Genomic DNA, 25222 nt, shown 5'->3' with positions numbered 1-25222 from the left:
GGTTCATGGTACTGATCCGCGTCAGCGGAGGGGCCGATGCGACTGTTGCTCAACCTTCTTTGGTTCATCCTCGGGGGCTGGATCTCCGGGACCCTGTGGCTGTTGGCCGGGGCGATCCTGGCGATCACCATCATCGGCCTGCCGTGGACGCCGGCGGCGTTCCGCATCGCCGGCTTCAGCTACTGGCCGTTCGGCAAGACCATCGTCGACCGCGACACGGGCGCCACGAGCCTGCTGCTGAACATCCTGTGGTTCGTCCTGGCGGGCTGGTGGCTGGCCCTGCACCACATCGTCCTGGCGGCCGGACTGGCGGTGACGATCATCGGCATCCCCTTCGCCTGGCAACACGTGAAGCTGGCGATCCTCTCCCTGACCCCGGTCGGCAAGGCCGTCGTCGAGACCTGAGCAACGGGGGCTCACGCCCAGGTTACCGTCGATCACCTTGACGTAAACGGAAGCGTGGTTTTACAGTGTCAGGAATAGAAACACAGCGTCCAGGGAGGACGCCCATGCCCGCAGACCTGCGCCGGCCCAATCGCACCTTCACCATCCGGCAGCTCTGCCTGGAGTTCAAATGCACGCCGCGCGCGCTGCGGTTCTATGAGGACAAGGGCCTGCTGGCCCCGGCCCGCGACGGCATGAACCGGGTCTATTCCTACAAGGACCGCGCCCGGCTGCAGCTCATCCTACGCGGCAAGCGGGTGGGCTTGGCCCTGGCCGAGATCGGCGAGATCCTCGACCTCTACGACCTGGACGACGGCGGCGCGGCCCAGAACGCCAAGTCGCTGATGAAATTCCGCGAGCGCATCGTCGCCCTCGAGGCCCAGCGCCACGACATCGACCAGGCCATCGAACAGCTCCGCCACGGCTGCGACGCCCTGGAGAAGCACCTGGCGGCCACCCGGCCCGACCTGCTGCCCCGCGCCGCCGACTATGACCAGGTGCTGCGCGAGCGCCTGGGCGATCTGGAACACGCCAAATAGGCTTCGACGCCTCGTCGCGTCAGGCTATCCAGAGGGCTCGCGGCGCGCCGTGAGCCCTTTTTCGTCCAACGGAGCGGACATGCCCTACCAGCCTCCCGTACGCGACCACGTCTTCCTGCTGCGCGACGTGCTGCAGCTTGAGACCTATTCCAACCTGCCGGGCTTCCAGGACGCGGCCATGGACGTGGTCGAGCAGATCATCGAGGAAGCCGGCCGCTTCACGGGCGAGGTCCTGGCTCCGCTGAACGCCGTGGGCGACAAGCAGGGCTGCACCTGGAACCCCGACCACACGGTCACCACCCCGACCGGCTTCAGGGACGCCTACGCCAAGCTGGTGGAGGGCGGCTGGCCGGCCCTGGGCGCCGAACCCGCCTATGGCGGCCAAGGATTGCCACATGTTGTCAATCTGTCGTTCTCGGAGATGAGCTCCTCGGCCAACATGGCCTTCTCCATGTATCCGGGCCTGACCCATGGGGCCTATTCGGCGATCCTCAACGGTGGGTCGGACGACCAGAAGGACCTCTACCTGCCCAAGCTCGCCTCCGGCCAATGGGGCGGGACCATGAACCTCACCGAGCCCCACTGCGGCACGGACTTGGGCCTGCTGCGCACCAAGGCCGTTCCGCAAGGCGACGGCAGCTATCGCATCTCGGGAACCAAGATCTGGATTTCGGGCGGCGAGCACGACCTGGCCGAGAACATCGTCCACCTGGTCCTGGCGCGAATCGAGGGCGCGCCGGGCGGCACCCGCGGCATCAGCCTGTTCATCGTGCCCAAGTTCATTCCTGACGCCGACGGCAAGCCAGGCCAGCGCAACAGCGTCTATTGCGACGGCCTGGAAGAGAAGATGGGCATCCACGGTAACGCCACCTGCGTGATCCGCCACGAGGAGAGCACCGGCTGGCTGGTCGGTACTGAGAACCAGGGCCTGCGGCTGATGTTCGTGATGATGAACGAGGCCCGCATCGGGGTCGGCATGCAGGGCGTGGCCCAGGCCGAGGCCGCCTACCAGGCCGCCGCCAGCTTCGCCAAGGAGCGCCTGCAGGGCCGCTCGCTGACCGGCCCGAAGAACCCCGACGGCCCGGCCGATCCGATCATCGTCCATCCCGACGTGCGCCGGATGCTGATGGACAGCCGCGCCATCATCGAGGGCGGCCGCGCCTTCCTCTTCTGGACCGCCCTGCATGGGGACCTCGCCCACGCGAGCCCCGACGAGGCGGTGCGCCAGAAGGCCGGCGACTACATGGCCCTGATGACTCCGGTGGTGAAGGGCTACCTCACCGCCAAGGGGCTCGACGTCTGTTCCGACGCCGTCCAGGTCCACGGCGGCTCGGGCTTCACCGAGCACTTCCCGGTCAGCCAGTACATGCGCGATGTCCGCATCGCGCTGATCTATGAGGGGACCAACGGGGTCCAGGCCCTGGACCTGGTGGGCCGCAAACTGGCCGCCGACGGCGGCCGGGCGGTGATGAGCTTCTTCGCCGAGATCGACAGCTTCGTGGAGGCCAACCAGGCCGACGAGGGGCTGAAGCCCTTCACCGAGGGCCTGGCGGAGGCCAAGACCAAGCTGCAAGACGCCACCATGTGGCTGATGCAGAACGGGCTGATGAACCCCGACAACGCCGGGGCGGCGTCCACCGACTACATGCACCTCTTCGGCCTGACGGCGCTCAGCTACATGTGGGCCCTGATCGCCAAGGCGGCCAACGCCAGGATAGCGGCGGGAGAGACCGACCCGTACTACGCCAACAAGCTGGTGATCGGCCGCTACTTCATCCAGCGGATCCTGCCCGAGACCGGCGGCCACCTTGCCAAGCTCAAGACCGGGTCCGAGTTGATGATGGCCCTGCCGGCGGAGGCGTTCTGATGGCGACCTACACCGCCGATATCGAATGGACGCTGAAGGACGGCGAGGATTTCGCCAAGGGCCGCTACAGCCGCGGCCACACCTTGAGCTTCGACGGCGGGACGGTGGTCCCGGCCTCGGCCTCGCCGCACGTGGTCGGCAAATGGGCCGTGGAGGCCGCGGTCGATCCGGAGGAGATGTTCGTCGCGGCCCTGTCCAACTGCCATATGCTGACCTTCCTGCATAAGGCGCGCCTGGCGGGCTTCGCGGTCAGGGCCTATCGCGACCACGCCTCCGGGATCATGGAGGAGATCGCGCCCGGCCGCATGGCGGTGACCAAGGTGACGCTGAACCCGCAAATCGAATGGGATGGCGCGGCCCCCGACCCGGCGGCGCTCGCCCACCTGCATCACCAGGCGCACGAGGAATGCTTCATCGCCAATTCGGTGAAGACCGAGGTCACGGTGGTCTAGATGTCGCTCACCGATACGCGTGAGGCGGCCTGCGCCTGCGGGGGGCTGAGGCTCAGCCTGAGCGGCGCGCCGCGCCTGGTGTCTTCCTGCCACTGCCTGGCCTGCCAGAGGCGGACCGGCGCCCTGTTCGGCTCCAGCGCCTTCTTTCCCCGCGACCAGATCGTCGCCTTGAACGGCGACGAGCGCACCTTCCAGCGGCAGGGTGAGAGCGGCGGGATCCTGACCTTCCACTTCTGCCCCAACTGCGGCTCGACCGTGTATTGGGACAACCCGCGCGTGCCCGACTTGGTCTGCGTCGCCGTCGGGGCCCTTGCCGACCCGTCGTTCCCGCCGCCCATCCGCACGATCTGGACAGTGGCCAAACACGAATGGCTGAGCTTCCCCGAAGAGATTCAGCACTACCCGGAAAACCCGGGCTAGGGCCCGAGCAGGGCCGTCAGCCGGGCGCGCAGCGCCGCGTCGTCCTTCAGGTCGCACTCCCAGATCGTCTCGACGCGCCAGCCCTTCGCCGCCAGGGCCTCGGACGCCGCCACGTCGCGGGCCCGATTGCGCGCCACCTTGCCGACCCAGTAGTCGCGGTTGGCCTTGGGCACCCGCGAACCGCGTGCGCAGTCGTGGCCGTGCCAGAAGCAGCCGTGGACGAAGATCGCCAGCCTGCGGCCCGGCAGGACGATATCCGGGGAACCCGGGAGATCCTTGCGGTTCAAGCGATAGCGGGCCCCTAGCGCCGTCAGGACCTTGCGCACCTTCAGTTCGGGGGTGGTGTTCCTACCCTTCACCCGGCGCATCACCGCCGATCGCTTCTCCGGCGGATAGACGTCGGTCATCGGCCTAGAACCATCCCGCCGACTTCAGCGCCGGCGCATGGCTGCGACTGACCGGGACGCTGAGACCGCCGGCCAGGCGGGCCTCGCCCGCTCCGCGTCGCCAGCGCACGGCCTCGATCGCATCGGCCGCCACCCACCAGGAGCGGTGAACCTGCAGTCCGTGGGCGCCCGCCAGCTCGGCCAGGGCGTCGGCGAAGCGCAGGGTGACCAGGTCGGGGCCGGCGTCGGTGTGGACGCGGAGATAGTGGTCGTGGGCCTCGATGGCGATCAGCCGCGCGGCGCGGCGGCGAGCGGAAAGCCGGCGGCGGAACGCAGCCTCGGCCTCCGGCAGCGGCGGAGCCACCACGACGCGGGTCTCCACCACGGTGCGCGGCCGCCGCCAGACCAGGGCCCGCACCGACATGACCAGCAGGCTGATCACCAACACCTGCCAGAGCAGGTGCGGGAAGTGCGGCGGCTCGAAGGGCTGGGCGTACATCTGGCCCGGGATCAGGATCACATAGGCGGCGACGAAGGGCGTCATCAGCAGGCTGACCGCGCCGACCCGGCGCCAGAACGCGCCCAGCCGCAGGCCCACTGTCTCGTCGATGACGATCCCGATCACCCCGCCGCCGACGATGCAGGCCGTCCAATAGCTATAGCGCGCGGCCGCCGGCATCGCGTCGCTGCCAAAGGGTCCCACCGCGCCCATGAACAGGCCGAGGGCCACCAGCAGGGCGATGTCCGCGGCGATACGGCGCCAGGGCGCTGGCTGAACGAGAGGCTTCATCGGCGGGCCTTCGGTTCCATTCACGCAGATTTGGCGCCGTTCGCGGACCTCGGCTAGCGCGGCTGCAAGACCGCGGCAAGCTCGCCCCGAACCGGAGTGACCCTCATGACCCGACCCCTGACCCGGACCCTCTGGGGCCTCGCCGCCTTCCTGAGCCTGGGGGTGGCGATCTTCTCATACCGCTACCTGCCACGCCTCGGTCTGATGGACCCGGGCATATTGGCCAACCTGTTCGCCAGGCCCTGGCTCGACGTCCATGTGGCCGGGGCGGCGACGGCCCTGCTGCTGGGCCCCTTCCAGTTCCTGCCCGGCCTGCGCGAGAAGCACTGGCGGCTGCATCGCTGGATGGGCCGGACCTATGTCGTCAGCTGCATCGTCGGCGGGATCGGCGGCTTGGTCATGGCCTTCGGCAGCACGGCCGGACCGGTGGCCGGCGTCGGCTTCGGTGTCCTCGCGGTCTGCTGGATCACCGCCAATGTGCAGGCCTGGCGCATGGCCCTGGCGCGGCGCTTCGTCGAGCACCGCGCCTGGATGATCCGTTCCTTCGCCATGACTTTCGGCGCGGTGACGCTACGGCTCTATCTGCCGCTGTTCCCGCTGATCGGCGTGTCGCCCGCGGACGGCTATGTGGCGACCGCCTATATCAGCTGGATCCCCAACCTGATCGTGGCCGAGCTCTATCTCCGCGGCGCCTTCACCCGGCGAGTCGCCTACAGGCCGTCGAACAGCGCCGTCGACAGGTAGCGTTCGGCGAAGCTCGGGATGATCGCCACGATCAGCTTGCCCTGGAATTCCTCGCGGCTAGCCAGGTCAAAGGCGGCGGTCAGCGCCGCCCCCGACGAGATGCCGACGGGGATCCCCTCCTCGCGGGCGACGCGGCGGGCCATGGCGAAGCTGTCGTCGTTGGACACCTGGATGATCTCATCGATGATCCCGCGGTCCAGGATCGAGGGCACGAAGCCCGCCCCGATCCCCTGGATCTTGTGCGGCGCCGGCTGGCCGCCGGACAGCACCGGCGAGGACTCGGGCTCCACGGCCACCATGCGCACGGACGGCTTGCGGGCCTTCAGCACCTGGCCGACCCCGGTGATGGTGCCGCCGGTGCCGACCCCGGAGATCACCGCGTCGACGCGGCCCTCGGTGTCGTTCCAGATCTCCTCGGCCGTGGAGACCCGGTGGATCAGCGGATTGGCCTCGTTGTCGAACTGCTGGGGCATCACCGCACCGGGCGTGGCCTCGACGATCTCCCGGGCGCGGGCGACGGCGCCGGCCATGCCGCGTTCGGCGGGGGTGAGTTCGAGCTTGGCGCCCAGGATGATCAGCATCTTGCGGCGCTCGATGGACATGCTCTCGGGCATGACCAGGGTGATCGGATAGCCCTTTGCCGCGGCCACGAAGGCGAGCGCGATGCCGGTGTTGCCGCTGGTCGGCTCGACGATGGAGCCGCCGGCCTTCAGCAGGCCCTTGGCCTCCAGCCACTCGATCATCGAGACCCCGATCCGGTCCTTCACCGAGGCCAGGGGATTGAAGAACTCAAGCTTGGCGACCACCTCACCCTTGGGCTTCAGCGCCGCGGTCAGGCGCGGCAAGCGGACCAGCGGGGTATCGCCGATCAGGTCGAGGACGGAGTCGAAGATCTTGCCGCGTCCAGCGCGCTTGTAGCGGGCGGCGTCATAGGTGGTGGATCCGGCGTCGGCCATGGGGTGTCTCTGGCTGCAAGGGTCGATTGCCGGTGAACTTAGGCCCGTCGCCGCGATTTGGAAGCGCACTTCTTCTGGGGAAGGGCGCTAGCTGGGCTATTCGGCGGCGAGCGCGGCGTCGGCGGGCGCCAGCAAGGGCTCCAGGATCTCGGCGGCCAGCCAGGCCACAACCGGAACCACCACCCCATCGCCCATGACATGCAGGGCCGAGGTGGCCGTGGATGGGAGCAGATAGGTCTCCGGCAGGCCCATGAGGCGGGCCGCCTCCCGCCCCGTGACCAGGCGCGAGCGGACGCTGTCGCCCTGCGCGACGATCAGGGTCTGGCGCGATGAGCCGCCGCGCGGCGTACGCAGGCAGCCGGCCAGGCCATCGAACCGCGCCTCGGCCCGTTGGACACGGACCTCGTCCTCGACCCGCATGCGCTTAAAGACCGTGCCGACCTGGCGCACGCCGCTCGCCTGGGCGGCCGCCAGCCGCCTTTGGTGCAGCGGCGACATCAGCTCGATCAACCGCGCCGTCCTTGTCGATCCGTGCCAGGCGACCGCGTCGTCCGGCTCCAGCAGGCTGGCCAGGTCGGTGTTGCGCGCCGCCGGCGCCGCGCCGCGCCACCAGATCCAGCGGGCGGCGAGTTCCGACGGCAGCCGGGCGTGAGCGTCCCGCACCAGCCGGGTCTGGAAGGGGCTGTCGCCGATGAGGCGCGCCGGCGGAGGTTCCCTCGTGGCGATCACGAACACCCGCGGTCGCGACTGGGGCACGAAGCGTGCGGCGTCGATCTCCAGCGCGCCGAAGCTGTAGCCCTGAGCGGCCAGCGCCGCGCACAGGGCGGTGAAGTCGGCCCCGCCGTGTGAGGTCAGCAGGCCGCTGACGTTCTCGATCACCACGCAGCGCGGCGCGTCCGCCCCCAGCGCCTCGATCAGCCGCCAGAAACCGAAGAAGGCCGAGGACTTGCCGCCCGCCAGCCCGGCCCGGCCGCCGGCCAAGCTGAAGTCCTGGCAGGGCGAGGAGGCCCAGGCGAGGTCGGCGCCCCTCGGCAGGTCGGCCGGGTCGATGTTCCAGACGTCGCCCGCCTGGAAATGCTCCGCCGCGTCTTCGAAGTTGGCCCTGTAGGTCGCGGCCTTCACCGGATCGAAGTCGTTGGCGAAGGCGCAAGACCAGCGTTCGCCCAGGCCGAGCCGCGCCATGCCGCCGCCAGCGAAGAATTCCAGAAATGTTAGGGCGCTATTCCGACTCATCGGGCAGGAGTCTAGCCTGCCCGCGCCGCCGCGAAAGGACCGCCGATGCGACATGGTCTCCCCTGGACGCTTGCCGGCGTAGTGACCGCCCTGATGCTGGGCGCCTGCCAGCCGCAATCACCGGATGGCAAGGCCGCGCCGCCGCCGGCGGACGCTCCGGACGAGGCGCCGGAACCTCCCGAAGAGCCGGACGAGCCCGCCCCGCCGAAGGAGTTCACCGGCGACCTCGACGCGCGCGGGACCGAGCCCTTCTGGGCGCTGGAAATCCGCCCCGACAAGATCACCTTCACCCGGCCCGACCCGGAGCCGCCGGTGGTGGCGCCCAACCCCGGCGTCGGGGTCGACGACGGTCAGCACGCCGTGTGGTCGACCACCCAGAACGGCAGGACCTTCATGGTCAGCCTGGCGCACGAGGACTGCTCCGACGGCATGTCGGACCTGATGTACCCCTACCTCGCCGTGGTGACGCTCGGCGACCAGACCTTCCGCGGCTGCGCCTTCAAGACCGGCCAGCAGCCGCGCGAGGGCGGCAAATAGCGCGGGCGCCGCTAGGGCGCCCTTGACCTGACCCGTCCCTCGGGCGGCTAATTCTTCCAAAGAGTATGGGAGAGACGGCCATGGAAAAGGCCTGGGACCTGGTGATCCGCGGCGGGACCGTGGTGGACGGAACCGGCGCCGCCCCGTTCCGAGCCGATGTGGCGGTCAAGGACGGGCTGATCGCCCGCATCGGCGAGGTCGCCGGCCGCGGGACCGAGGAGATCGACGCCTCGGGCCAAATCGTCACCCCCGGCTTCGTCGACATCCACACCCACTATGACGGCCAGGCCACCTGGGACCACCATATGCAGCCCTCGGCCTGGCATGGGGTGACCACCGTGGTGATGGGCAATTGCGGGGTCGGCTTCGCGCCCTGCAAGCCCGAGGATCACGACCGGCTGATCCGGCTGATGGAAGGGGTCGAGGATATCCCGTTCCCGGTCCTGACCGAGGGCCTGCCCTGGAACTGGGAGAGCTTCCCCGACTATCTGGACAGCCTGGACCGGCGGTCCTTCGACGTGGACATCGGGACCCAGCTGCCCCACGCGGCCCTGCGGGTCTATGTGATGGGCGAGCGCGGCGCCAATCGCGAGGACGCCACGGAGGCCGACATCCACGCCATGGCCGCCATCGCCAGGCGGGCGGTGGAGGCTGGCGCCCTGGGCTTCTCCACCTCACGGACGCTGAACCACCGCACCAGCGACGGCCAGCCGACGCCCACACTGACGGCCTCCGAGGACGAGCTGGCCGGCATCGCCATGGGCCTGGCCGCCGCCGGCAAGGGGACCCTGCAGTTCGTCTCCGACTTCGCCGATCCGGAGGCCGAGTTCGCCATGCTGCGCCGTTTGGTGGAACGGTCGGGCCGGCCGCTGTCCTTCTCCCTGGTGCAGAGTCCGCGCGATCCCGACCAGTGGAAGCTGCTGCTGGAGCGCCTGGCCGAGGCGTCGGCCGCCGGGTTGGAGATGCGCGCCCAGGTCTGCGGCCGGCCGGTGGGCATCCTGTTCGGCTTCGAGCTGACCCTCAATCCGTTCAGCGCCTATCCGACCTATCGCGACATCGCCAAGCTGCCCCTGGCGCAACGGATCGCACGACTGCGGGATCCGGACTTCCGCGCCCGGCTGCTGGCCGACGGCGCGCCCGGAGGGCCGGGCTTTGCGGCCAACATGACCCGCAATTGGCACATCATGTTCCTGATGGGCGAGACCCCGGACTATGAGCAGACCACCGACCGCACCATCGCCGCCCTGGCCGCCGCCCAGGGGACGACGCCGGAAGCACTGGCCCTGGACCACATGCTCTCGAACGACGGCAAGGGCATGCTCTACCTGCCGTTCCTCAACTACGCCAACGGCTCGCTGGACCCCAGCCACGCCATGCTGACCCATCCCGACACCGTGCCCGGCCTCTCGGACGGCGGCGCCCATGTGGGGATGATCTGCGACGGCTCCTTCCCCACCTCGAACCTGACCCACTGGACACGGGACCGGACGCGGGGTCCGAAGCTCAGCCTCGAGGCGATGATCCGTATGCAGACGAACGACACGGCCAAGGCTGTCGGCCTGCACGACCGGGGCCTGATCGCCGAGGGCTACCGGGCCGATCTCAACGTCATCGACTACGAGAACCTGACCCTCAAGGCGCCCGCCGTGGCCCACGACCTGCCGGCCGGAGGCCGCCGCCTGGTGCAGCGCGCCGACGGCTATGTGGCCACCATCGTCGCCGGCCAGGTCACCTATCGCGACGGCGAACCCACCGGCGCCCTGCCGGGCCGCCTGCTGCGCGGCGCCCGGGCCGCGCCGGTCGCCATGGCCGCGGAATAGGGAGACCCGCGATGACCCCGCACGTGCTGGAGACCGCCTGCGAATGGACCGCCGACGACGTCGCCGATCCCGCCGCCTGGACCGAGCAACTCTCCAACGTCGAAATCGCCGAGCTGGAGGCGGCCATGACCGTCGCCCGCGCCAAGTCCGACGATTTCCTGGAGATCGAGAAGGCCGACTTCCCGCTGCCGACCCTCGGCGCCCGGCTGAAGGCCATCGAGACGGAGCTGATGGACGGGCGCGGCTTCGTGCTGATCCGCGGCCTGCCCCGGGATCGCTGGACCAATGATGACATGTGCCTGGCCTATTGGGGGATCGGGGCCCATCTGGGCCGGCCCTGGCCGCAGAACGCCAAGGGCCACCTGCTGGGCGACGTTACTGACCACGGCAAGGCCCTGGACGACCCCACCGCGCGGGGCAACGAACTGGGCCAGATCGGGCTGGACTATCACTGCGACGGCTCGGACCTGGTGGGCCTGCTCTGCCTGAGGACCGGGGCCTCCGGCGGGCTCTCGGCGGTCTGCAACTCGGTCTCGCTGCACAATCGACTGGTCCGCGAACGCCCGGACCTGGCGGCCGAGCTCTACAAGCCCCAGCCCTTCGACTATCGCGGCGAGCAGGCGCCGGGGAGAGCCGGTTGGTACCTGATGCCGGTGTTCACCGAGCATGGCGGACGCCTGTTCGTCCGGTTGATCGCCCCCTACATCCTGGCCTCGCAGCGCCACGACGACGCCCCGACCCTGACCGACAAGGCCCGCGAGGCGCTGGACTGGCTGAAGACCGAGGCGGACTGCGGTCGCCACGCGGTGATCATGGATTTCCGCCCCGGCGACATGCAATTCATCAACAACTACCACGTGCTGCATGGGCGGACGCCCTATGTGGACGACCGCGCCGCCGGCAAGATCCGTCACCTGAAACGGCTCTGGCTGGAGACCGAGGTCCTGGCCGACCGGCCGGAGATATTCACCAACCGCATGGGCTCGCACTGGGCGCAAAAGCGGGTGATCAGCCGCCTGGACGCGGTGACCTGAGGCCGTCTTGCCGCGGAAATGCTGCGCAGCATGGGCTGCAGCAAAACGCATCCGCGTCGCATTGCCTCTTCGCCTGCCGGGCGGCGCACGCCATATAGCGCCCTATGCCAGCCTCACGTCTTGATGAGGCGCGGGAGATCCTGCGCCGCACCTTCGGACATGCCGAATTCCGTGGCCGCCAAGCCGAGGTGATCGCCGAGATCCTGGGCGGGCGCAGCGCCATGGCCGTGCTGCCCACCGGCGGCGGCAAGAGCGTCTGCTACCAGATCCCCGCCATGATGCGCCCGGGCCTGGGCCTGGTGGTCTCGCCGCTGATCGCCCTGATGGCCGACCAGGTGGCGGGGCTGCAGCAATCGGGCGTCTCCGCCGCGCGGCTGGATTCCACCGGCGAGGCCTGGGAGCGGGCCGACACCTGGGAGAAGATCGAGGCCGGGACGCTGGACCTGCTCTACATCTCCCCCGAGGGCCTGATGCAGCCCTCCATGCTGGAGCGGCTGTCGCGCACGCCCCTGGCGCTGATCGCCATCGACGAGGCCCACTGCGTCAGCCAATGGGGCCACGACTTCCGGCCCGAGTACCGGATGTTGGGCCGCCTGGCCGACATCTTCCCCAAGGTCCCGCGCCTGGCGGTCACCGCCACCGCCGACGCCCGCACCCGCGACGACATCCGCGCCGAGCTGAAGCTGGAGGAGTCGGCCGAGTTCGTGGCCTCCTTCGCCCGGCCCGAGCTGGCCCTATCGGCCGAGCGCAAGCGGGGCGCCGCCCACCGGCGGGTGGCCGAACTGGTGGCCGCGCGGCCCGACCGCTCGGGCGTGATCTATGCCGGCTCCCGCGACGGCACCGAGAAGTTGGCCGAATTGCTGCGGAGCGAGGGCGTCCCGGCCCACGCCTATCACGCGGGCCTGGAGAAGGGCCTGCGCGCCCAGCGGCTGGAGACCTTCCTGGAGGCCGACGCCGCGGTGATGGTGGCGACCATCGCCTTCGGCATGGGCGTCGACAAGCCCGACGTCCGCTATGTGATCCACGCCGATCCGCCGGCCTCCATCGAGGCCTATTGGCAGGAGATCGGCCGCGCCGGGCGCGACGGCGATCCGGCCGAGGGCATCACCCTCTATGGCGCCTCGGACATGGCCTGGGCCTATCGGCGGATCGACGGGCGCGAGGTCGACGACGGGGTCAAGCAGGTCCAGAGCCGCAAGGTGCGCCAGCTCTACACCATGCTGGACGGGACCACCTGCCGCGCCGCCGGCGTGCGGCGCTATTTCGGCGAGGAGGGGGTGGACGCCTGCGGCGTCTGCGACCTCTGCCTGGGGACCGTCGAGACCATCGACGCCACCGAGGCCGCGCAAAAGGCCCTGTCGGCGGCCCACCGCATGGGCGGCCGGTTCGGGCGCGGCCGCCTGGTCGAGCACCTGCTGGGCAAGACCAAGGAGCCGTCGAGCTTCGAGGCCGGCCTCACCACCTTCGGCATCGGCAAGGAGTTCAGCCCCACCGGCTGGCGCGACCTGATCGACCAGCTCTTGTTCGATGGCCTGCTACGCGAGGATCCCAATGACGGCCGCCCCCTGGTGGGGCTGGGCGACATCGATGGGGTCAAGGCGGTCTATCGCGGCGAACGCCGAGTGGCTCTGCGCCAGGGCCTGGAGGAGCACGACCCCACCACCAAGTCCGGCAAGCCGCGCAAGAAGGCCCGCGCCTCCTCGGCGGCCACCGCCATCGGCCCGCACGACCAGCCGCTGTTCGAGGCCCTGCGCGCCTGGCGCCGCGACGAGGCCCACCGCCAGCACCTGCCGCCCTACGTGATCTTCCACGACCGCACCCTGGCCGAGATCGCCGTGAAGAAGCCCGCCGGCCTCTCCACCCTCGCCGCCATCAACGGGGTCGGCGAGGGCAAGCTGGAACGCTACGGCGAGGCGGTGCTCGCCGTGCTTCGGGGCATGGACGCCTAGGGCGCCGCCCGCGCCGACGACCTAGTGGATCGTCTGGCTATGCTCGCCGCCCGGCTGGGTGATGCCGCTCAAGGCCTCGCCCGCCTCGGCGTCGTGGCCGCTGCAGGCCAGGTCGGCCAGGGACACGATGCCGACCAGCCGCTTGTTGCGGTCCAGAACCGGCAGCCGACGGATCTGCTGCTGGCTCATATTGCGCAGTACGTCGTCCACATCCTCGTCGTCGAAGCAGTAGAGGACCTCGGTGCTCATCAGGTCGCGAACCTTGGCGTCGGGGCCTCGGTTCATGGCCACGCCACGGATGGCGATATCCCGGTCGGTGATCATCCCCACCAGCCGGTCGTTCTCGCTCACCGGCAGGATGCCGGCGTCGAGTTCGGCCATCCTCGTGGCGGCTTCGGCGGCGGTCTCGTCCGGATTGGCCATCCGGACTTCACGCGTCATGCATTCGCTCACACGCATATCGAACCTCATCGGGACAGAGGGCCCCCGCATGAGGTGAACCACGGCCCAGGGCCGTTGTTCCTGCGTGACCTAGAACTTCGCCTTCACCTCGACGCCGAGGGTGCGCGGGTCGTTGACGAAGCCGGTCAGGTTGTTGAAGTCGATGCCGCCTTCCAGGCTCTCGTCGTCGGTGATGTTGCGCGCGAAGACCGCCGCCTCCCAGCCGGCCGCCGCGGCGTAGCCGAGGCGCAGGCCGCCTTCCAGCAGCCGGTCGTCGGTGAACTCGGCCGACTGATAGAGGAAGAAGTTGATCTTCGAGCGATAGGCCCAGTCGGTGAAGGCGAAGAACTCGCCGTCGCCATAGGGGACGGCGTAGCGCGCTGTGAAATTGGCGATCCAGCGCGGGGCGTTGGGCAGGCTGTTGCCGTCGATCCGAACCGTCCCGGCGATCGGGCCGGCCGGGTCCAGCACCGTGCAGCCGCCGCCGCAGGGCTGGGTGAACAGGTTCGGATCCTGGATCTCGGTGTGATTGTAGGAGAGGCCCGCGGTCAGCATCAGATGCTCGATGGGCGCGGCCTCACCGTTGAACTCGAAGCCGTAGCCCTCGGCCTTGGCGGCGTTGATCAGCTGGTTGAAATTGGCCCCGCCGCCCACGGCGGTGAGCTGCATGTCGTCGATCTTGTAGAAGAAGAGGTTGGCGTCGACCCGGGCGCGGCGGTCGAACAGGTCGGCCTTGAAGCCGGCCTCGTACGACATCACCGTCTCCTTGTCGGCCACCGAGATGCTCGAACCGAACAGCAGCCGGCCCTGGATCGAGGGGGCGCGATAGCCCTTGGCGATGCGGGCGTAGAGATTGACGTCGGGCGTCACCGCATAGGTGGTGTTGAGGTTGAAGCTGATCTCGTCGCTCTCCGGCGAGGCGCGCAGAACGCCCGGCGGGACCGGGGCGAAGGGCGGGGTGATCAGCTGGGCGGCCATGAACTCCTTGCTGTCGTCGGAATAGCGCAGGCCGCCGCCGACGCTCCACTGGTCGGTTAGCTTATAGTCGAGATTGCCGAACAGGGCCCAGGAGGTGGTCTTCTGGTGCTGGATCGCGAAGCCGTTGCGGACGCCGCCGCCCAGGGTGTCGTAGTTGATCGAGTCGATCTTCACGTCTTCGAAGAAGTAGAAGGCGCCCAGGGTGTACTTCAGCGCCCCGGCGTCGCCGGCCACCCGCAGCTCCTGGCTCCACTGGGCGTGATAGGGCATGCCGTCGGCGCTCTCGGCGGTGAACGGGATGAAGCCCGGGCCGGACGGCGGGGCGAACACCGCGCCGAAGCCGCCGTCGATGTCGCCGCGCGAGAAGGCGGTGACATGCTCATAGGCGGTGATCGAGGTGATCACCGGCCCGCCCAGGTCGTAGGTCAGCTTCAGGCTGGCGCCCGAGGCCTCCACCGTCTGGCCCGAACGAGACTCGGCGTCCTGGAAGATGGTCTCGCGGTCGAAGCCCGGGACGAAGTCGTTGGTCCCCTTGGTGATGACATTGGCCCGGAAGATTTGCGGCGTGCCGTCCAGGTGCATGTAGTGGGCGTTGAACAGGGCGCTGAACGCTTCGTTGGGCGTGAACAGCAGCTGGCCGCGGAAGGCGTGCTCGTCATAGCCGCCAGTGGTGTTCTTCTTGCCGGTGAAGCCGTTGTCCACCCAGTCGTCGCGGTGCTGATAGAGGGCCGAGAGCCGGCCGGCCAGCACGCCCTCGACGATCGGACCGCCGACCGCGCCCTCGGCGTTGATCGTCCCGAAGGTGGCGTAGGAGACCTGGCCGTAGCCGCCGAAGGTCTGGCGGGGCTTGGCGCTGTCGAACTTCAGCACTCCGGCCGGGGTGTTGCGGCCGAACAGCGTCCCCTGCGGCCCGCGCAGCGCCTCGACCTGGTCGATGTCGAACAGCGGGAAGCCCTTCAGCACCGGGCTTTCCAGCACCACCTCGTCATAGACGAAGGAGACCGGCTGGGAGGCGTTGAGGTCGAAATCGGTATTGCCCAGGCCCCGGATATAGGGTCGCGGAAAGGTCCGGCCGAAGGAGGATTCCAGGGTCACGCTGGGGATGCGGGCGGAGAACACCCGGATGTCGCCTCCGGACGACCGGATCACCGCCAGCTTCTCACCGGAAACAGCTGTCACCGAGAGGGGCGCGTCGTTGAGGCTTTCGGCCCGCTTCTGGGCGGTGATGATCACCTCTTCCAGTTCGGTCCCGGCGTCCTGGGCGAAGGCCGCGCCCGGAGCGAGCACCGCCACGAGCAGAGCGGCGCGCGCCGCATGTTTCATGAGGCGCGTACGGTTGAGCCGCGGCATGGCGAAATCCTCTGGGCTGGAATTGCTCGCGCTCTAGGCGACTCCGCGCCGTCATGGAAGCGCAACCGTCCCGTCACGCGCACGACATCGGCCGCATGTGTCTCTGGCGCCGCGAAACGCCCGGAAATCGGGCGTCCGCAGCACATCCACACCCTGGCGGCGGCGGCGAGGCCACACTTGCCCGGTGAAGTTGGTGTCGTTGGGATCAAAATCGCCTCAGAAGGCTTATCGGACTCGGCGGCCGGTTGGCGCCGGTCGGGAATCCGAGATGCGACATGCCCCCAAGCCTTTGGCCGCCCTGGCGAACGACGTGAGCCCGGCGGCCGTGGCCGTCCTCAAGAAGGCGCAGGACGCCTTCCATGAGCGCGAGCTGCATCTGAGGGCGCTGCTGGACGCGCTGCCGGCGGCCGTCTACACGACCGACGCCGAGGGGCGGATCACCTTCTACAACGAGGCCTGCGTGGCTTTCGCCGGCCGGCGGCCGGTGATCGGCAGCGATGAGTGGTGCGTCACCTGGAAGCTGTACTGGCCCGACGGCACCCCCCTGCCGCACGACCAATGCCCCATGGCGCTCGCGCTGAAGGACGGTCGGCCGGTGCGTGGCGCAGAGGCCGTGGCCGAGCGGCCGGACGGCAGCCGTATCAGCTTCACCCCCTATCCGACGCCGCTGCTGGGGCCCGACGGCCAGATCACCGGCGCCGTCAACGTGCTGGTCGACATCACCCATCGCAAACAGGCCGAGGAACGGCTGTCGCTGCTGGCCAACGAGGTCAATCACCGGGCCAACAACCTCTTGTCGATCGTCCAGGCCACAGTCCGCCTGACCCAGGCCGACAATGTCGAGGACTTCCGCGACACCCTCGACGGGCGGATCGGCGCCCTGGCCCACGCTCACAGCCTGCTGGCCAAATCGCGCTGGGCCGGGGCCGACCTGTCCCAGCTGGTGCAGGAAGAGCTCGCCCCCTATGTCGGCGGCCAGACGCCCCGGGTGTGGGTGAGCGGCCCGTCCCTGCCGCTGCAGCCGGAGGCCGCCCAGTCCCTGGCCATGGCCCTGCACGAACTGGCCACCAATGCCGCCAAGTACGGCGCGCTCTCGGCGATCGGCGGCCGGGTCGAGGTGAGCTGGGTGATCACGCCCGACCAGACATTCGAACTGCAGTGGCATGAGACCGGCGGCCCGGCCACGACCCGCCCGCTACGGTCCGGTGTGGGCGGCAGCGTGGTCAAACGCGCCATGCGGCACCTGGCCGGATCGGCGGAGTTCGACTGGCTCAAGACCGGCCTGCAGTGCCGCCTGACCGGCCAGGCCGGGCTGATGATCGCGCCCGCGCCGGAGACCGGCCTTCCGCTCTAGTTGCACGGTCCCGGAAGGAGCTGGCGCGGATTGACCTTGAAGACTGACGGGTCCTTGGTCCAGGCGTCACGGATGGCCTGGTAGGGCGTTCGCCCCATCGGCGCATTCTCTTCCTGACGACTCAGCGGCAATGATGCGCCATCAGAGGCTGGGACTGCACACCTAGTGCTCGGGCGCGCCGTGCTCGCGCATCACCAGGAAGCCGCCGACGCTGACCACCAGACCGGTGATGAAGCTGCCGATGAAGCCGGTGTCGGTGCAGAACCACAGCGTGATGAAGATCAGCAGGGCGGCCAGGGCCAGGGAGCCCCATTTCGCCATCATCACGAACAGGTGGTAGGTCGACACCTGTTCCTGAATTTCCATGTCGCCGCGATGATAGTCGGATGCCATGGCGGGGCCGTCTCTCTTCTCGAAATAAAACCAGTTAGGGCCGGGACTACACGAACCGGCCGTCGGGCTCAAGCCGGCCAGACCGCCAGCATGGCGCGCAGGGCGGCCACCAGGGCCAGCGGCTGGTCGACCATGATGTGGTGGGCCGAGTCGGGGATGGCGATCTCGACGATGTCGTCCGGCAGCGGGCTGGGCTGGGCCTCCGCGCGGCGGCTCATCACCACCGAACGCTCGCCGTAGATGTGGGCCATGGGCACCACGACCTTGGGCTTGCCCTGCGAGGTCATGCCCATCATCCCGCTGCGGTCCAGCTTGTTCCACATGTTGGGATCGAACCGCCAGGTCCAGCCCTCGCCCGAGCCGTCCTCCAGCGGCGCGCGCTTCAGCGAGCGCCGCGCGATGAAGTCGGCCACGAACAGGTTGCCGGCCACCTGGGGCGGCATGAAGCGGAAGCGGGCGAGCGCGGCCTCGATGGTCGGATAGACCCGGCTGGCGCGGTCGGCGGTGGGGATGTTGCGGATCTGCTGTTGGCGCTGGGCTTCCAGCATCCGCTTGCCTTCCGGCGAGTCCGGCGGCGGGCCGCCGAAACCGACGTCGACCAGGATCGCCGCGTGCATTCTCTCGGGATGCTTCACCGCGGCGAAGAACACCTGCGAGCCGCCGAAGGAGTGGCCGACATAGACCGGCTTGCGGCCGCCCTCATAGAGGCCCGCGGCCCGGGCGCAGGCCTCGGCGTCCTCGGCGAAGTCGTCGAAGGCGTAGCTGTCGCGCCAGTCCGAGGCGCCCATCCCGGCCAGGGACATGGAGGCCACCCGGAAGTCGGTGGCCAGCAGCGGGGCGATGAAGCTCCACCACTCGGCATGGGCGGAATTGCCATGAGCCAACAGCAGGCCTGGCTTACCGGCCTCGCCCCAGGTCAGCAGCTCCAACTTGGTGCCGAGCGACTCCACGAAGGTCCGCTCCGGCTGCTGGGCGATGGCGTCCTGGAACCACTTGGGCGCGTCGGGCTCCTGGCCGCGGAACGGCGCCAGCGGCGCCTGGACCTCGGGCGGCAGGGCGCCGGGCTCGGAGTGGATGGGCCGGTCGTCATAGCCGACGGGCGCGCCTTCCTTGATCGCCGGATCCAGAGCCATCTACGCCACCCCTCGAACTTCCCGCTCGCCCGGCTTGCGCACGATGGAGCGGATTCCCTTGTAGACGCCAGTGCCGGTGATCAGGGTGCGCTCGCCGCACCAGATCCGGCCGCGGACGGTGAAGACGTCGTCCTGCTCGGCGATGATCTCGCTGGTCCCTTCCACCCAGTCGCCCATATGGGCGCCGGAGAGGAAGTCGGTGGTCAGGCGCACGGTCACCCAGCCGATCTCGCGCTGGTTGGAGATCACCCGGCCCCAGGCCATGTCGGCGAAGCTCATCAGCATGCCGCCGTGGCAATTGTTCATGCCGTTGGCGTGGTGCTCCTCGACGCGGAAGGCCATGACCTCCGCGTTCGCCGCCTCATCGCGCTTCGAATAGAACGGACCGACCGTGCGGCCGAAGCCGCGCTGCCAGAGATTGATGACATAGCCGTCTGGAACGACGGCGGCCTGCTCTTCGGTCAGATCGTCGGACATGGCGCAAGGTGACTAACGTCCGTTTGAAAAATGGCAAGCGGCGAAAGGGCGCGCCGCTTGGGGGCGCCGCGGACCATGCTGACCCCTACGGCGCCGCTGGCGCGCGACCGTGCCTCCGTAGCTCCGGGATTGCGCAAAATAATCCTCCGGATCGGCTTGTTTCCGGCAAGCTCCGTGGTGTCTTATCGCCGGTAAGAGACTGTGGGGATATCCGGGATGAGACGAGTTTGGACGGCGGTCGCGCTGATCGCGGCCACGGCCCTGGGCGGGTGCGCCACGGGCGCGGCGCCCACCAAGAAACCCGCCGGCGAGAGCGCCAAGGCGCGGCCCCTGGCCAAGGGCCTGGACGCCGCCAACAACGGCGACCCCTACGCCTCCACCTACCGTCCCTTGCCCTCGCGCCCGACCGCCCTGGTCGGCGCCAGCGTCTTCACCGGGACCGGGAGCCTGATCGAGAACGGCACGGTGCTGATCCGCGACGGCAAGGTCGAGGCGGTTGGCGCGGGCCTGGCCGCCCCCGCCGGCTATGAGCTGGTCGATGCGCGCGGCAAGTATGTGACGCCGGGCCTGATCGACACCCACTCCCACCTGGGCGTCTATCCCTCGCCCTCCGTGCCGGCCCACTCCGACGGCAACGAGCTGACCGATCCCAACACCGCCCAGGTCTGGGCCGAACACTCGGTCTGGCCGCAGGATCCGGGCTTCAACCTGGCCCGCGCCGGGGGCGTGACCACCATCATGGTGCTGCCGGGTTCCGGCAACCTGATCGGCGGCCGCTCCGTCACCCTGCGCAACGTGCCGGCTCGCACCACCCAGGACATGAAATATCCCGGCGCGCCCTACGGCCTGAAGATGGCCTGCGGCGAGAACCCCAAGCGGGTCTATGGCGGCCGCACCCGCGCGCCCTCGACCCGGATGGGCAATGTGGCCGGCTACCGGACCGCGTGGATCAACGCCGCCGACTACGCCCGCAAGTGGGACGACTACCGCGCCAAGGCCGACCGCGGCGAGAAGGCCGATCCCCCCAAACGCGACCTGCAGCTCGAGACCCTGGTCGGTGTGCTGAAGGGCGAGATCCTGGTGGAGAACCACTGCTACCGGGCCGACGAGATGGTCCAGATGATCGGGATCGCCCAGGAGTTCGGCTACAAGATCACCGCCTTCCACCACGCCTCGGAGGCCTACAAGATCGCCGACATCCTGGCGAAGAACGACATCTGTACCGCCACCTGGGCCAACTGGTGGGGGTCGAAGCTGGAGGCCTGGGACGGCATCGAGGCCAATGCGGCCCTGGTCCACGCCGCCGGCGGCTGCGCCATCATCAAGTCCGACGATCCCGACGTCATCCAGCGCCTGAACCAGGAAGCCGCCGAGGCGCTCGCCGCCGGCCGCGCGGGCGGCCTCACGATCAGCGAGGCCGAGGCCATCAGGTGGATCACCGCCAATCCGGCCAAGGCGCTCGGCCTCACCGACACCGGCGCCCTGGAGCCCGGCAAGCGGGCCGACGTGGTGCTGTGGGACAAGAACCCCTTCTCGATCTACGCCCGCGCCGACCGGGTCTATCTCGACGGCGCGATCACCTACGACCGCAAGGATCCGCGCTACCAGCCCAAGTCTGACTTCGAACTCGGCCAGGGGGCCAACCGCTGATGCGTACCCTATCCGCCAGCCTCGCGGCCCTCACCCTCGCCGCCTTGGCCACGCCGGGCCTGGCCCAGAACCTGGCGATCACCAACGCGCGGATCCTCACCGCCGGTCCCGGTGGTGAGATCGCCAGCGGGACCATCCTGGTCGTGAACGGCAAGATCACCGCCGTCGCCGGCGCCGACAAGGCGCTGTCCATCGCTTCGGGTATTCCGATCATCGACGCCAAGGGCGCGACGGTGACGCCGGGCCTGGTGGCGACCAACACCCTGCTGGGAGCCGTGGAGGTCCGCTCGCTGGGCGACGACCTCGCCGTCGACAATCCCGACATCGGGGCGTCCTTCGACGTCCAGTACGCGCTCAATCCGGACTCCACCCTGATCCCGGTGGCGCGGCTGGCCGGGATCACCCGGGCCATCGTCACGCCGATCCCGGCGCGCGGCGGCGGGGGCGGCGAGCATGCCGACGATGGCGGCGAGGCCGAGCAGTACACCGCTGGCGGCGGCGGGGATTCCAAGTCCCACGCCCTGTTCGCCGGCCAGGCCGCGGTGATCCACCTGGCCGAGGGAACCGACATCCTGGTGAAGCCGAAGGTCGGCATGGTGGTCCCCTTCGGCGACGGCGGGGCCAATGTGGCCGGCGGCGCACGCGGGGCCGAGATCGTGGCGCTCAAGGCCGCCTTCCGCGACGTGCGCGACTACATGCGCGACAAGGCCGCCTATGACCGGGCGGGGGTGCGCGACCTGGCGCTGTCCAAGGCCGATCTCGAGGCCCTGATCCCGGTGGTCCAGGGCCGCATGCCGATCATCGCCTCGGCGCACAAGGTCTCCGATATCCGGGCGGTGCTGAAGTTCGCCCGCGAGGAAGGGGTCAAGCTGATCCTCAGCGGGGCGGAAGAGGGCTGGATGGCCGCCCGCGAGATCGCCGCGGCCGGGGTCCCGGTGCTGACTGATCCGCTGAGCGACCGGCCGGAGAGCTTCGAGCTGTTGGCCTCCACCCTGGAGAACGCCGCGCGCCTGCAGGCCGCCGGGGTGACTGTGGCCATCGAGGGGTCGGGCGGCGCCCATCGGGTGCGGGAGATGCGCTACAACGCCGGCAACGCGGTGGCCTACGGCATGCCCTATTCGGCGGCCCTGGCGGCCGTGACGATCAACCCGGCCAAGATCTTCGGCATGGCCGACACCATCGGCTCCATCGAGGCCGGCAAGGACGCCGACCTAGTGATCTGGACGGGCGATCCCCTCGAGCCGCTCTCCCAAGCCACGGCTGTGTTCATCAAGGGCGTGAGCCAGCCGATGACCTCGCGCCAGACCGAGCTGCGGGACCGCTACAAGACGCTCAACGGCCCCTATCCGGTGGCCTATCCGAAGTAGGGGTTACGGTTTCAGCGTCCGTGCCGCGAGCCTCGCCTCGCCGCGCAGGGTCATCGTCTCCGCCGAGGTTCCGACGGACACCTCAACCCTGCCCGCCGCGATGCGCCAGCCGGGCAGGCTGACGTCGTAGCTGGCGAGCAGGCGCGGGTCGGCGGTCACGGTCACCCGCCGCATCTCGCCCGGCGCCAGGGCCACGCGGGACCAGCCGATGAGGCGCGGCCCACCGGCCACCGTCGCATAGACTTGCGGCGTGTCGATCCCGGCGCGGCCGCCGGTATTGGTGACGTCGAAGCTGACGGTCAGGGTCTCGCCGCCCTCGACCGACAGGCCGGCGTAACTGAACCGCGAATAGGAGAGGCCGAAGCCGAACGGGAACTGGGTCGGCTTTCCCGCCCGGGCGAACCAGCGGTAGCCGACGTCGGCGCCCTCCGGATGCTCCACCGAGAAGCGGCCCTTGTGCTGCTGCACGCCCGGGAAGGAGGTGGGGATGGTCTTCCCCTCCACCGGCGGGCCGAAGATCATGCCGGGGATCTGCGGCCGGACCAGGTCGTCGGTGGAACGCGGGAAGCTGATCGGCAGGCGGCCGGAGGGATTCACCTCACCGGTCAGGACACGGGCGATGGCCTCCCCGCCGCGCACGCCGGGATACCAGGCCTGCAGCAGGGCGGCGACGTCATCCAGCCACGGCGTCAGGACCGGGGTCCCGGTCTCCAGCACGACCACGGTCTTCACCCCCGTCGCGGCCACGGCGGCGATCAGGGCGTCCTGGTCGCCCGGCAGGCTGAGCGTCGGCAGGTCCTCGGCCTCGGTGCACCATTGGTCGGCGAAGACGATGGCCACGTCGGCGTCGCGGGCGGCCTCGGCGGCGGTCTGGGGATCGGTCCCGGCGTCATAGGTCACCGCGACATTGCCCAGCAGGCCCCGCAGGGCGGCCAGCGGCGCGGACGGATGGTAGGTGATCCGTGAGAAGGCGGAGGACGGCCCCATGGTCACCGGGATCTCCAGCCCCTGTTCGCCCGGCGCGATCACCTGGGACGAGCCACCGCCGGAGAGCACGCCCACATCGGCGTGGGCCCCGATCAGCGCCACCTTGCGCATCCCCGAGAGCGGCAGGACGCCGTCGTTCTTCAAGAGCACGATCCCTGCCTCGGCGGCGGACTGGGCGACCTTGGCGTTGGCCTGGTAGTCGGTCTCGCGCCGTTCGGCGGGATGGTCGAAGACCCCGTGGGCGATCAGGCTGCGCAGGATGCGGTGGACCATGTTCGCGAGCCGCTCGAACGGCGCCTCGCCCTGTTGCACGGCCTCCTTCAGCAGCTCGCCGAAATAGACCTGCTTATCGAGCTGCTCGCCGCTTTCCTGGTCGAGGCCCGCCAGGGCCGCCTTGGCCGTGGTGTGCACCGCCCCCCAGTCGCTCATCACCCAGCCGGGATAGGCCCAGTCCCCCTTCAGCACCTGGTTCAGCAGGAAGTCGTTCTCGCCGGCCCACTCGCCGTTGATCCGGTTGTAGGCGCACATGACCGAGCCGGGATCGCCGCGCTCGATGGCGATCTGGAAGGCCAACAGGTCGCTCTCCCGCAGCGCGCCCTCGTGGATGCGGGCGTCGACCACGTGGCGGCAGGTCTCCTGGTCGTTGAGCGCGAAGTGCTTCAGCGTGCAGACGATGTCGTTGGACTGGGCCCCGCGGATGGCCTCGCCCGCCAGCACCCCGGCCAGCAGCGGGTCCTCGCCCAGATACTCGAAATTCCGCCCGCAACGCGGCTCGCGGGTCAGGTTCGCGCCACCGCCCAGCAGGACATTGAAGCCCTTGTCGCGGGCCTCGGAGCCGACCATGGCGCCGGCGGCATAGGCCAGTTCCGGGTCCCAGGTGGAGGCCAGGGCAAGGCCCGACGGCAGGCCGGTAGCGCCGTCGCCCGGGCGGATCTTGCGGGGATTGGCGATCCCCAGGCTGGCGTCGGTCTCATTGAGCGGCGGAATGCCCAGCCTCTCCACCCCAGGGATGTAGCCGGCTCCCATGGCCGCGTCGGCCGGCGGCGGATTGACCAGGGCCGGCATGGGCCCGTGGACCAGGGAGATCATCTCGTCGAGGGTCAGTTCGGCGATCAGCAGCTCGGCCCGCGCGTCGGGCGACAGGCTCTTATCCATCCAGGGCTGGGTCGGCATGCTGGGGCTTTCTGAAGTGGCTCTGGGGTCACGCTAGCTATTTTAGCCCAATTGGGCAATAATAGAGTCATGGTCGAGACGGCGACGAGACAGCGGGGTCGCCCGGCGCGGGACTCGCGTCCGGTGGAGGAGACGAGACGCCTCATCCAGCAGGCCGCGCTGACCCTGTTCTCCGAGCGCGGGTTCGAGGGCGTCGCCCTGCGCGACATCGCCACCAAGGCCGGCGTCGAGCACAGCCTGGTGCGCTATCACTTCACCGACAAGGCCAACCTCTGGCGGGCCGCCCTGGGCCACCTGATCGACCAGATGAACGCCGACCGCGCGGTGAGCTGGCGTTCGACCCGCGGTCAGCCGCTGGTGGAACGCTTCAAGCAGTATCTGCGCGACTATGTGCGCTACTGCGCCCGGCATCCGGAACACGCCCGGATCATGGTCCATGAGACGGTCGGCGATTCCGACCGCACCGCCTGGATCGCCGAGCAGATCGTGGGGCCGCAACACCGCGCGGCCCACAAGACCCTGACGGCTCTCATGGACGAGGGCCGCCTGCCGCGGATGGAGCCGCGACGCCTGATCTACATGATGTCGGCGGCGGCCCAGGCGCCGTTCACCCTGGCCGGCGAGGTGCGCCACGCCTATGGCGTCGACACCGCCACCGAAGCCGAGATCGAGGCCCATGCCGAGGCCCTGATCGCCCTTTTGATCCGGGACTAGCCTGCCGGTCCGTCACCTGCTCAAACTCCCCCGA

24 protein-coding genes are annotated in these 25222 nt (G+C 69.3%); 14 read left to right on the top strand and 10 right to left on the bottom strand.

Annotation, left to right across the window (positions count from 1 at the left end; all coding sequences use genetic code 11):
- Window positions 1-36 precede the first annotated feature (36 nt).
- From V6M51_RS08025 to V6M51_RS08005, 5 genes are all read left to right on the top strand, one after another.
- Window positions 37-405: a YccF domain-containing protein gene (locus tag V6M51_RS08025; protein ID WP_332766151.1), complete on the top strand. Its 369-nt coding sequence runs from the start codon at window positions 37-39 to the stop codon at window positions 403-405.
- Window positions 406-509: 104 nt separating this feature from the next.
- Window positions 510-983 (top strand): MerR family transcriptional regulator, encoded by a 474-nt coding sequence (locus V6M51_RS08020; protein WP_332766149.1) that lies wholly within the window; start codon window positions 510-512, stop codon window positions 981-983.
- Window positions 984-1062: 79 nt separating this feature from the next.
- On the top strand, window positions 1063-2850 hold the full coding sequence (locus V6M51_RS08015) for an acyl-CoA dehydrogenase C-terminal domain-containing protein (protein WP_332766147.1): 1788 nt from the start codon (window positions 1063-1065) through the stop codon (window positions 2848-2850).
- The gene (locus tag V6M51_RS08010) at window positions 2850-3302 is read left to right on the top strand and encodes an OsmC family protein (protein ID WP_332766145.1); all 453 of its coding nucleotides are present in this window, start codon (window positions 2850-2852) and stop codon (window positions 3300-3302) included. Before V6M51_RS08015 ends, V6M51_RS08010 begins: the two co-directional genes overlap by 1 nt.
- On the top strand, window positions 3303-3722 hold the full coding sequence (locus V6M51_RS08005) for a GFA family protein (RefSeq protein WP_332766144.1): 420 nt from the start codon (window positions 3303-3305) through the stop codon (window positions 3720-3722).
- On the opposite strand, the gene V6M51_RS08000 is transcribed toward V6M51_RS08005, so the two are convergent.
- Both V6M51_RS08000 and V6M51_RS07995 read right to left on the bottom strand, forming a co-directional pair.
- Window positions 3719-4129 (bottom strand): very short patch repair endonuclease, encoded by a 411-nt coding sequence (locus tag V6M51_RS08000; protein ID WP_332766143.1) that lies wholly within the window; start codon window positions 4127-4129, stop codon window positions 3719-3721. The two genes, V6M51_RS08005 and V6M51_RS08000, sit on opposite strands and share 4 nt — an antisense overlap.
- Window positions 4130-4133: 4 nt before the next feature.
- Window positions 4134-4898, bottom strand: a complete 765-nt coding sequence (locus V6M51_RS07995) for a LytTR family DNA-binding domain-containing protein (RefSeq protein ID WP_332766141.1) — start codon at window positions 4896-4898, stop codon at window positions 4134-4136.
- Window positions 4899-5003: 105 nt separating this feature from the next.
- Between V6M51_RS07995 and V6M51_RS07990 the strand changes: the two genes are divergently transcribed.
- Window positions 5004-5642: a DUF2306 domain-containing protein gene (locus tag V6M51_RS07990; RefSeq protein ID WP_332766139.1), complete on the top strand. Its 639-nt coding sequence runs from the start codon at window positions 5004-5006 to the stop codon at window positions 5640-5642.
- On the opposite strand, the gene cysK is transcribed toward V6M51_RS07990, so the two are convergent.
- Together cysK and V6M51_RS07980 are read right to left on the bottom strand one after the other, a co-directional pair.
- Window positions 5609-6598 (bottom strand): cysteine synthase A, encoded by a 990-nt coding sequence (gene cysK, locus V6M51_RS07985; RefSeq protein ID WP_332766137.1) that lies wholly within the window; start codon window positions 6596-6598, stop codon window positions 5609-5611. The two genes, V6M51_RS07990 and cysK, sit on opposite strands and share 34 nt — an antisense overlap.
- Window positions 6599-6694: 96 nt before the next feature.
- Window positions 6695-7831 carry a DNA cytosine methyltransferase gene (locus V6M51_RS07980; protein WP_332766135.1) on the bottom strand — a complete coding sequence of 379 codons (1137 nt, stop codon included), beginning with the start codon at window positions 7829-7831 and terminating at the stop codon, window positions 6695-6697.
- A gap of 45 nt (window positions 7832-7876) precedes the next feature.
- Between V6M51_RS07980 and V6M51_RS07975 the strand changes: the two genes are divergently transcribed.
- The 4 genes from V6M51_RS07975 to recQ all read left to right on the top strand — a co-directional run bounded on the left by V6M51_RS07975 (window position 7877) and on the right by recQ (window position 13171).
- Entirely contained in the window at window positions 7877-8368 is a 492-nt protein-coding gene (locus V6M51_RS07975) for a COG3650 family protein (RefSeq protein WP_332766133.1), read from the top strand.
- Between the two features lie 80 nt (window positions 8369-8448).
- Entirely contained in the window at window positions 8449-10188 is a 1740-nt protein-coding gene (locus V6M51_RS07970; RefSeq protein ID WP_332766131.1) for an N-acyl-D-amino-acid deacylase family protein, read from the top strand.
- 11 nt (window positions 10189-10199) lie between these two features.
- Window positions 10200-11222 (top strand): TauD/TfdA family dioxygenase, encoded by a 1023-nt coding sequence (locus V6M51_RS07965; RefSeq protein ID WP_332766129.1) that lies wholly within the window; start codon window positions 10200-10202, stop codon window positions 11220-11222.
- A gap of 104 nt (window positions 11223-11326) precedes the next feature.
- Window positions 11327-13171, top strand: a complete 1845-nt coding sequence (gene recQ / locus V6M51_RS07960) for a DNA helicase RecQ (protein ID WP_332766127.1) — start codon at window positions 11327-11329, stop codon at window positions 13169-13171.
- Window positions 13172-13192: 21 nt separating this feature from the next.
- Here the strand turns inward: recQ and V6M51_RS07955 are convergent, their stop codons facing one another.
- The gene (locus tag V6M51_RS07955; RefSeq protein ID WP_332766125.1) at window positions 13193-13612 is read right to left on the bottom strand and encodes a CBS domain-containing protein; all 420 of its coding nucleotides are present in this window, start codon (window positions 13610-13612) and stop codon (window positions 13193-13195) included.
- 90 nt (window positions 13613-13702) lie between these two features.
- Window positions 13703-15940, bottom strand: coding sequence for a TonB-dependent receptor (locus tag V6M51_RS07950; protein ID WP_332766124.1), 2238 nt, complete (start codon window positions 15938-15940; stop codon window positions 13703-13705).
- 268 nt (window positions 15941-16208) lie between these two features.
- Here V6M51_RS07950 and V6M51_RS07945 point away from each other — a divergent pair, with 268 nt between their 5' ends.
- A complete protein-coding gene (locus V6M51_RS07945) occupies window positions 16209-17294 on the top strand; it encodes a sensor histidine kinase (RefSeq protein ID WP_332766122.1) in 1086 nt (361 codons plus the stop codon).
- Between the two features lie 162 nt (window positions 17295-17456).
- Here V6M51_RS07945 and V6M51_RS07940 read toward each other — a convergent pair whose 3' ends face one another.
- The 3 genes from V6M51_RS07940 to V6M51_RS07930 form a co-directional block, all read right to left on the bottom strand.
- Entirely contained in the window at window positions 17457-17687 is a 231-nt protein-coding gene (locus V6M51_RS07940) for an aa3-type cytochrome c oxidase subunit IV (protein WP_332766120.1), read from the bottom strand.
- A gap of 68 nt (window positions 17688-17755) precedes the next feature.
- Window positions 17756-18820, bottom strand: a complete 1065-nt coding sequence (locus V6M51_RS07935; protein ID WP_332766118.1) for an alpha/beta fold hydrolase — start codon at window positions 18818-18820, stop codon at window positions 17756-17758.
- Window positions 18821-19297, bottom strand: coding sequence for a PaaI family thioesterase (locus tag V6M51_RS07930; protein WP_332766116.1), 477 nt, complete (start codon window positions 19295-19297; stop codon window positions 18821-18823).
- A 216-nt stretch (window positions 19298-19513) separates the two neighbouring features.
- Here V6M51_RS07930 and V6M51_RS07925 point away from each other — a divergent pair, with 216 nt between their 5' ends.
- Both V6M51_RS07925 and V6M51_RS07920 read left to right on the top strand, forming a co-directional pair.
- Window positions 19514-20947, top strand: coding sequence for an amidohydrolase (locus V6M51_RS07925; protein ID WP_332766114.1), 1434 nt, complete (start codon window positions 19514-19516; stop codon window positions 20945-20947).
- Complete coding sequence (locus V6M51_RS07920) at window positions 20947-22314, top strand: amidohydrolase family protein (RefSeq protein ID WP_332766112.1); 1368 nt, start codon at window positions 20947-20949, stop codon at window positions 22312-22314. Before V6M51_RS07925 ends, V6M51_RS07920 begins: the two co-directional genes overlap by 1 nt.
- A 3-nt stretch (window positions 22315-22317) precedes the next feature.
- Here the strand turns inward: V6M51_RS07920 and V6M51_RS07915 are convergent, their stop codons facing one another.
- Window positions 22318-24474 carry a beta-glucosidase family protein gene (locus tag V6M51_RS07915; protein ID WP_332766111.1) on the bottom strand — a complete coding sequence of 719 codons (2157 nt, stop codon included), beginning with the start codon at window positions 24472-24474 and terminating at the stop codon, window positions 22318-22320.
- 123 nt (window positions 24475-24597) lie between these two features.
- On the opposite strand from V6M51_RS07915, the gene V6M51_RS07910 reads away from it, so the two are divergent.
- Window positions 24598-25188 carry a TetR/AcrR family transcriptional regulator gene (locus tag V6M51_RS07910; RefSeq protein ID WP_332766110.1) on the top strand — a complete coding sequence of 197 codons (591 nt, stop codon included), beginning with the start codon at window positions 24598-24600 and terminating at the stop codon, window positions 25186-25188.
- Window positions 25189-25222 lie beyond the last annotated feature (34 nt).

The sequence above is a fragment of the Phenylobacterium sp. genome (assembly GCF_036677185.1).
Taxonomy (GTDB): Bacteria; Pseudomonadota; Alphaproteobacteria; order Caulobacterales; family Caulobacteraceae; genus Phenylobacterium.
Note: the sequence above shows the minus strand (reverse complement) of the source record. Positions and strands in the feature narration are given on the sequence as shown.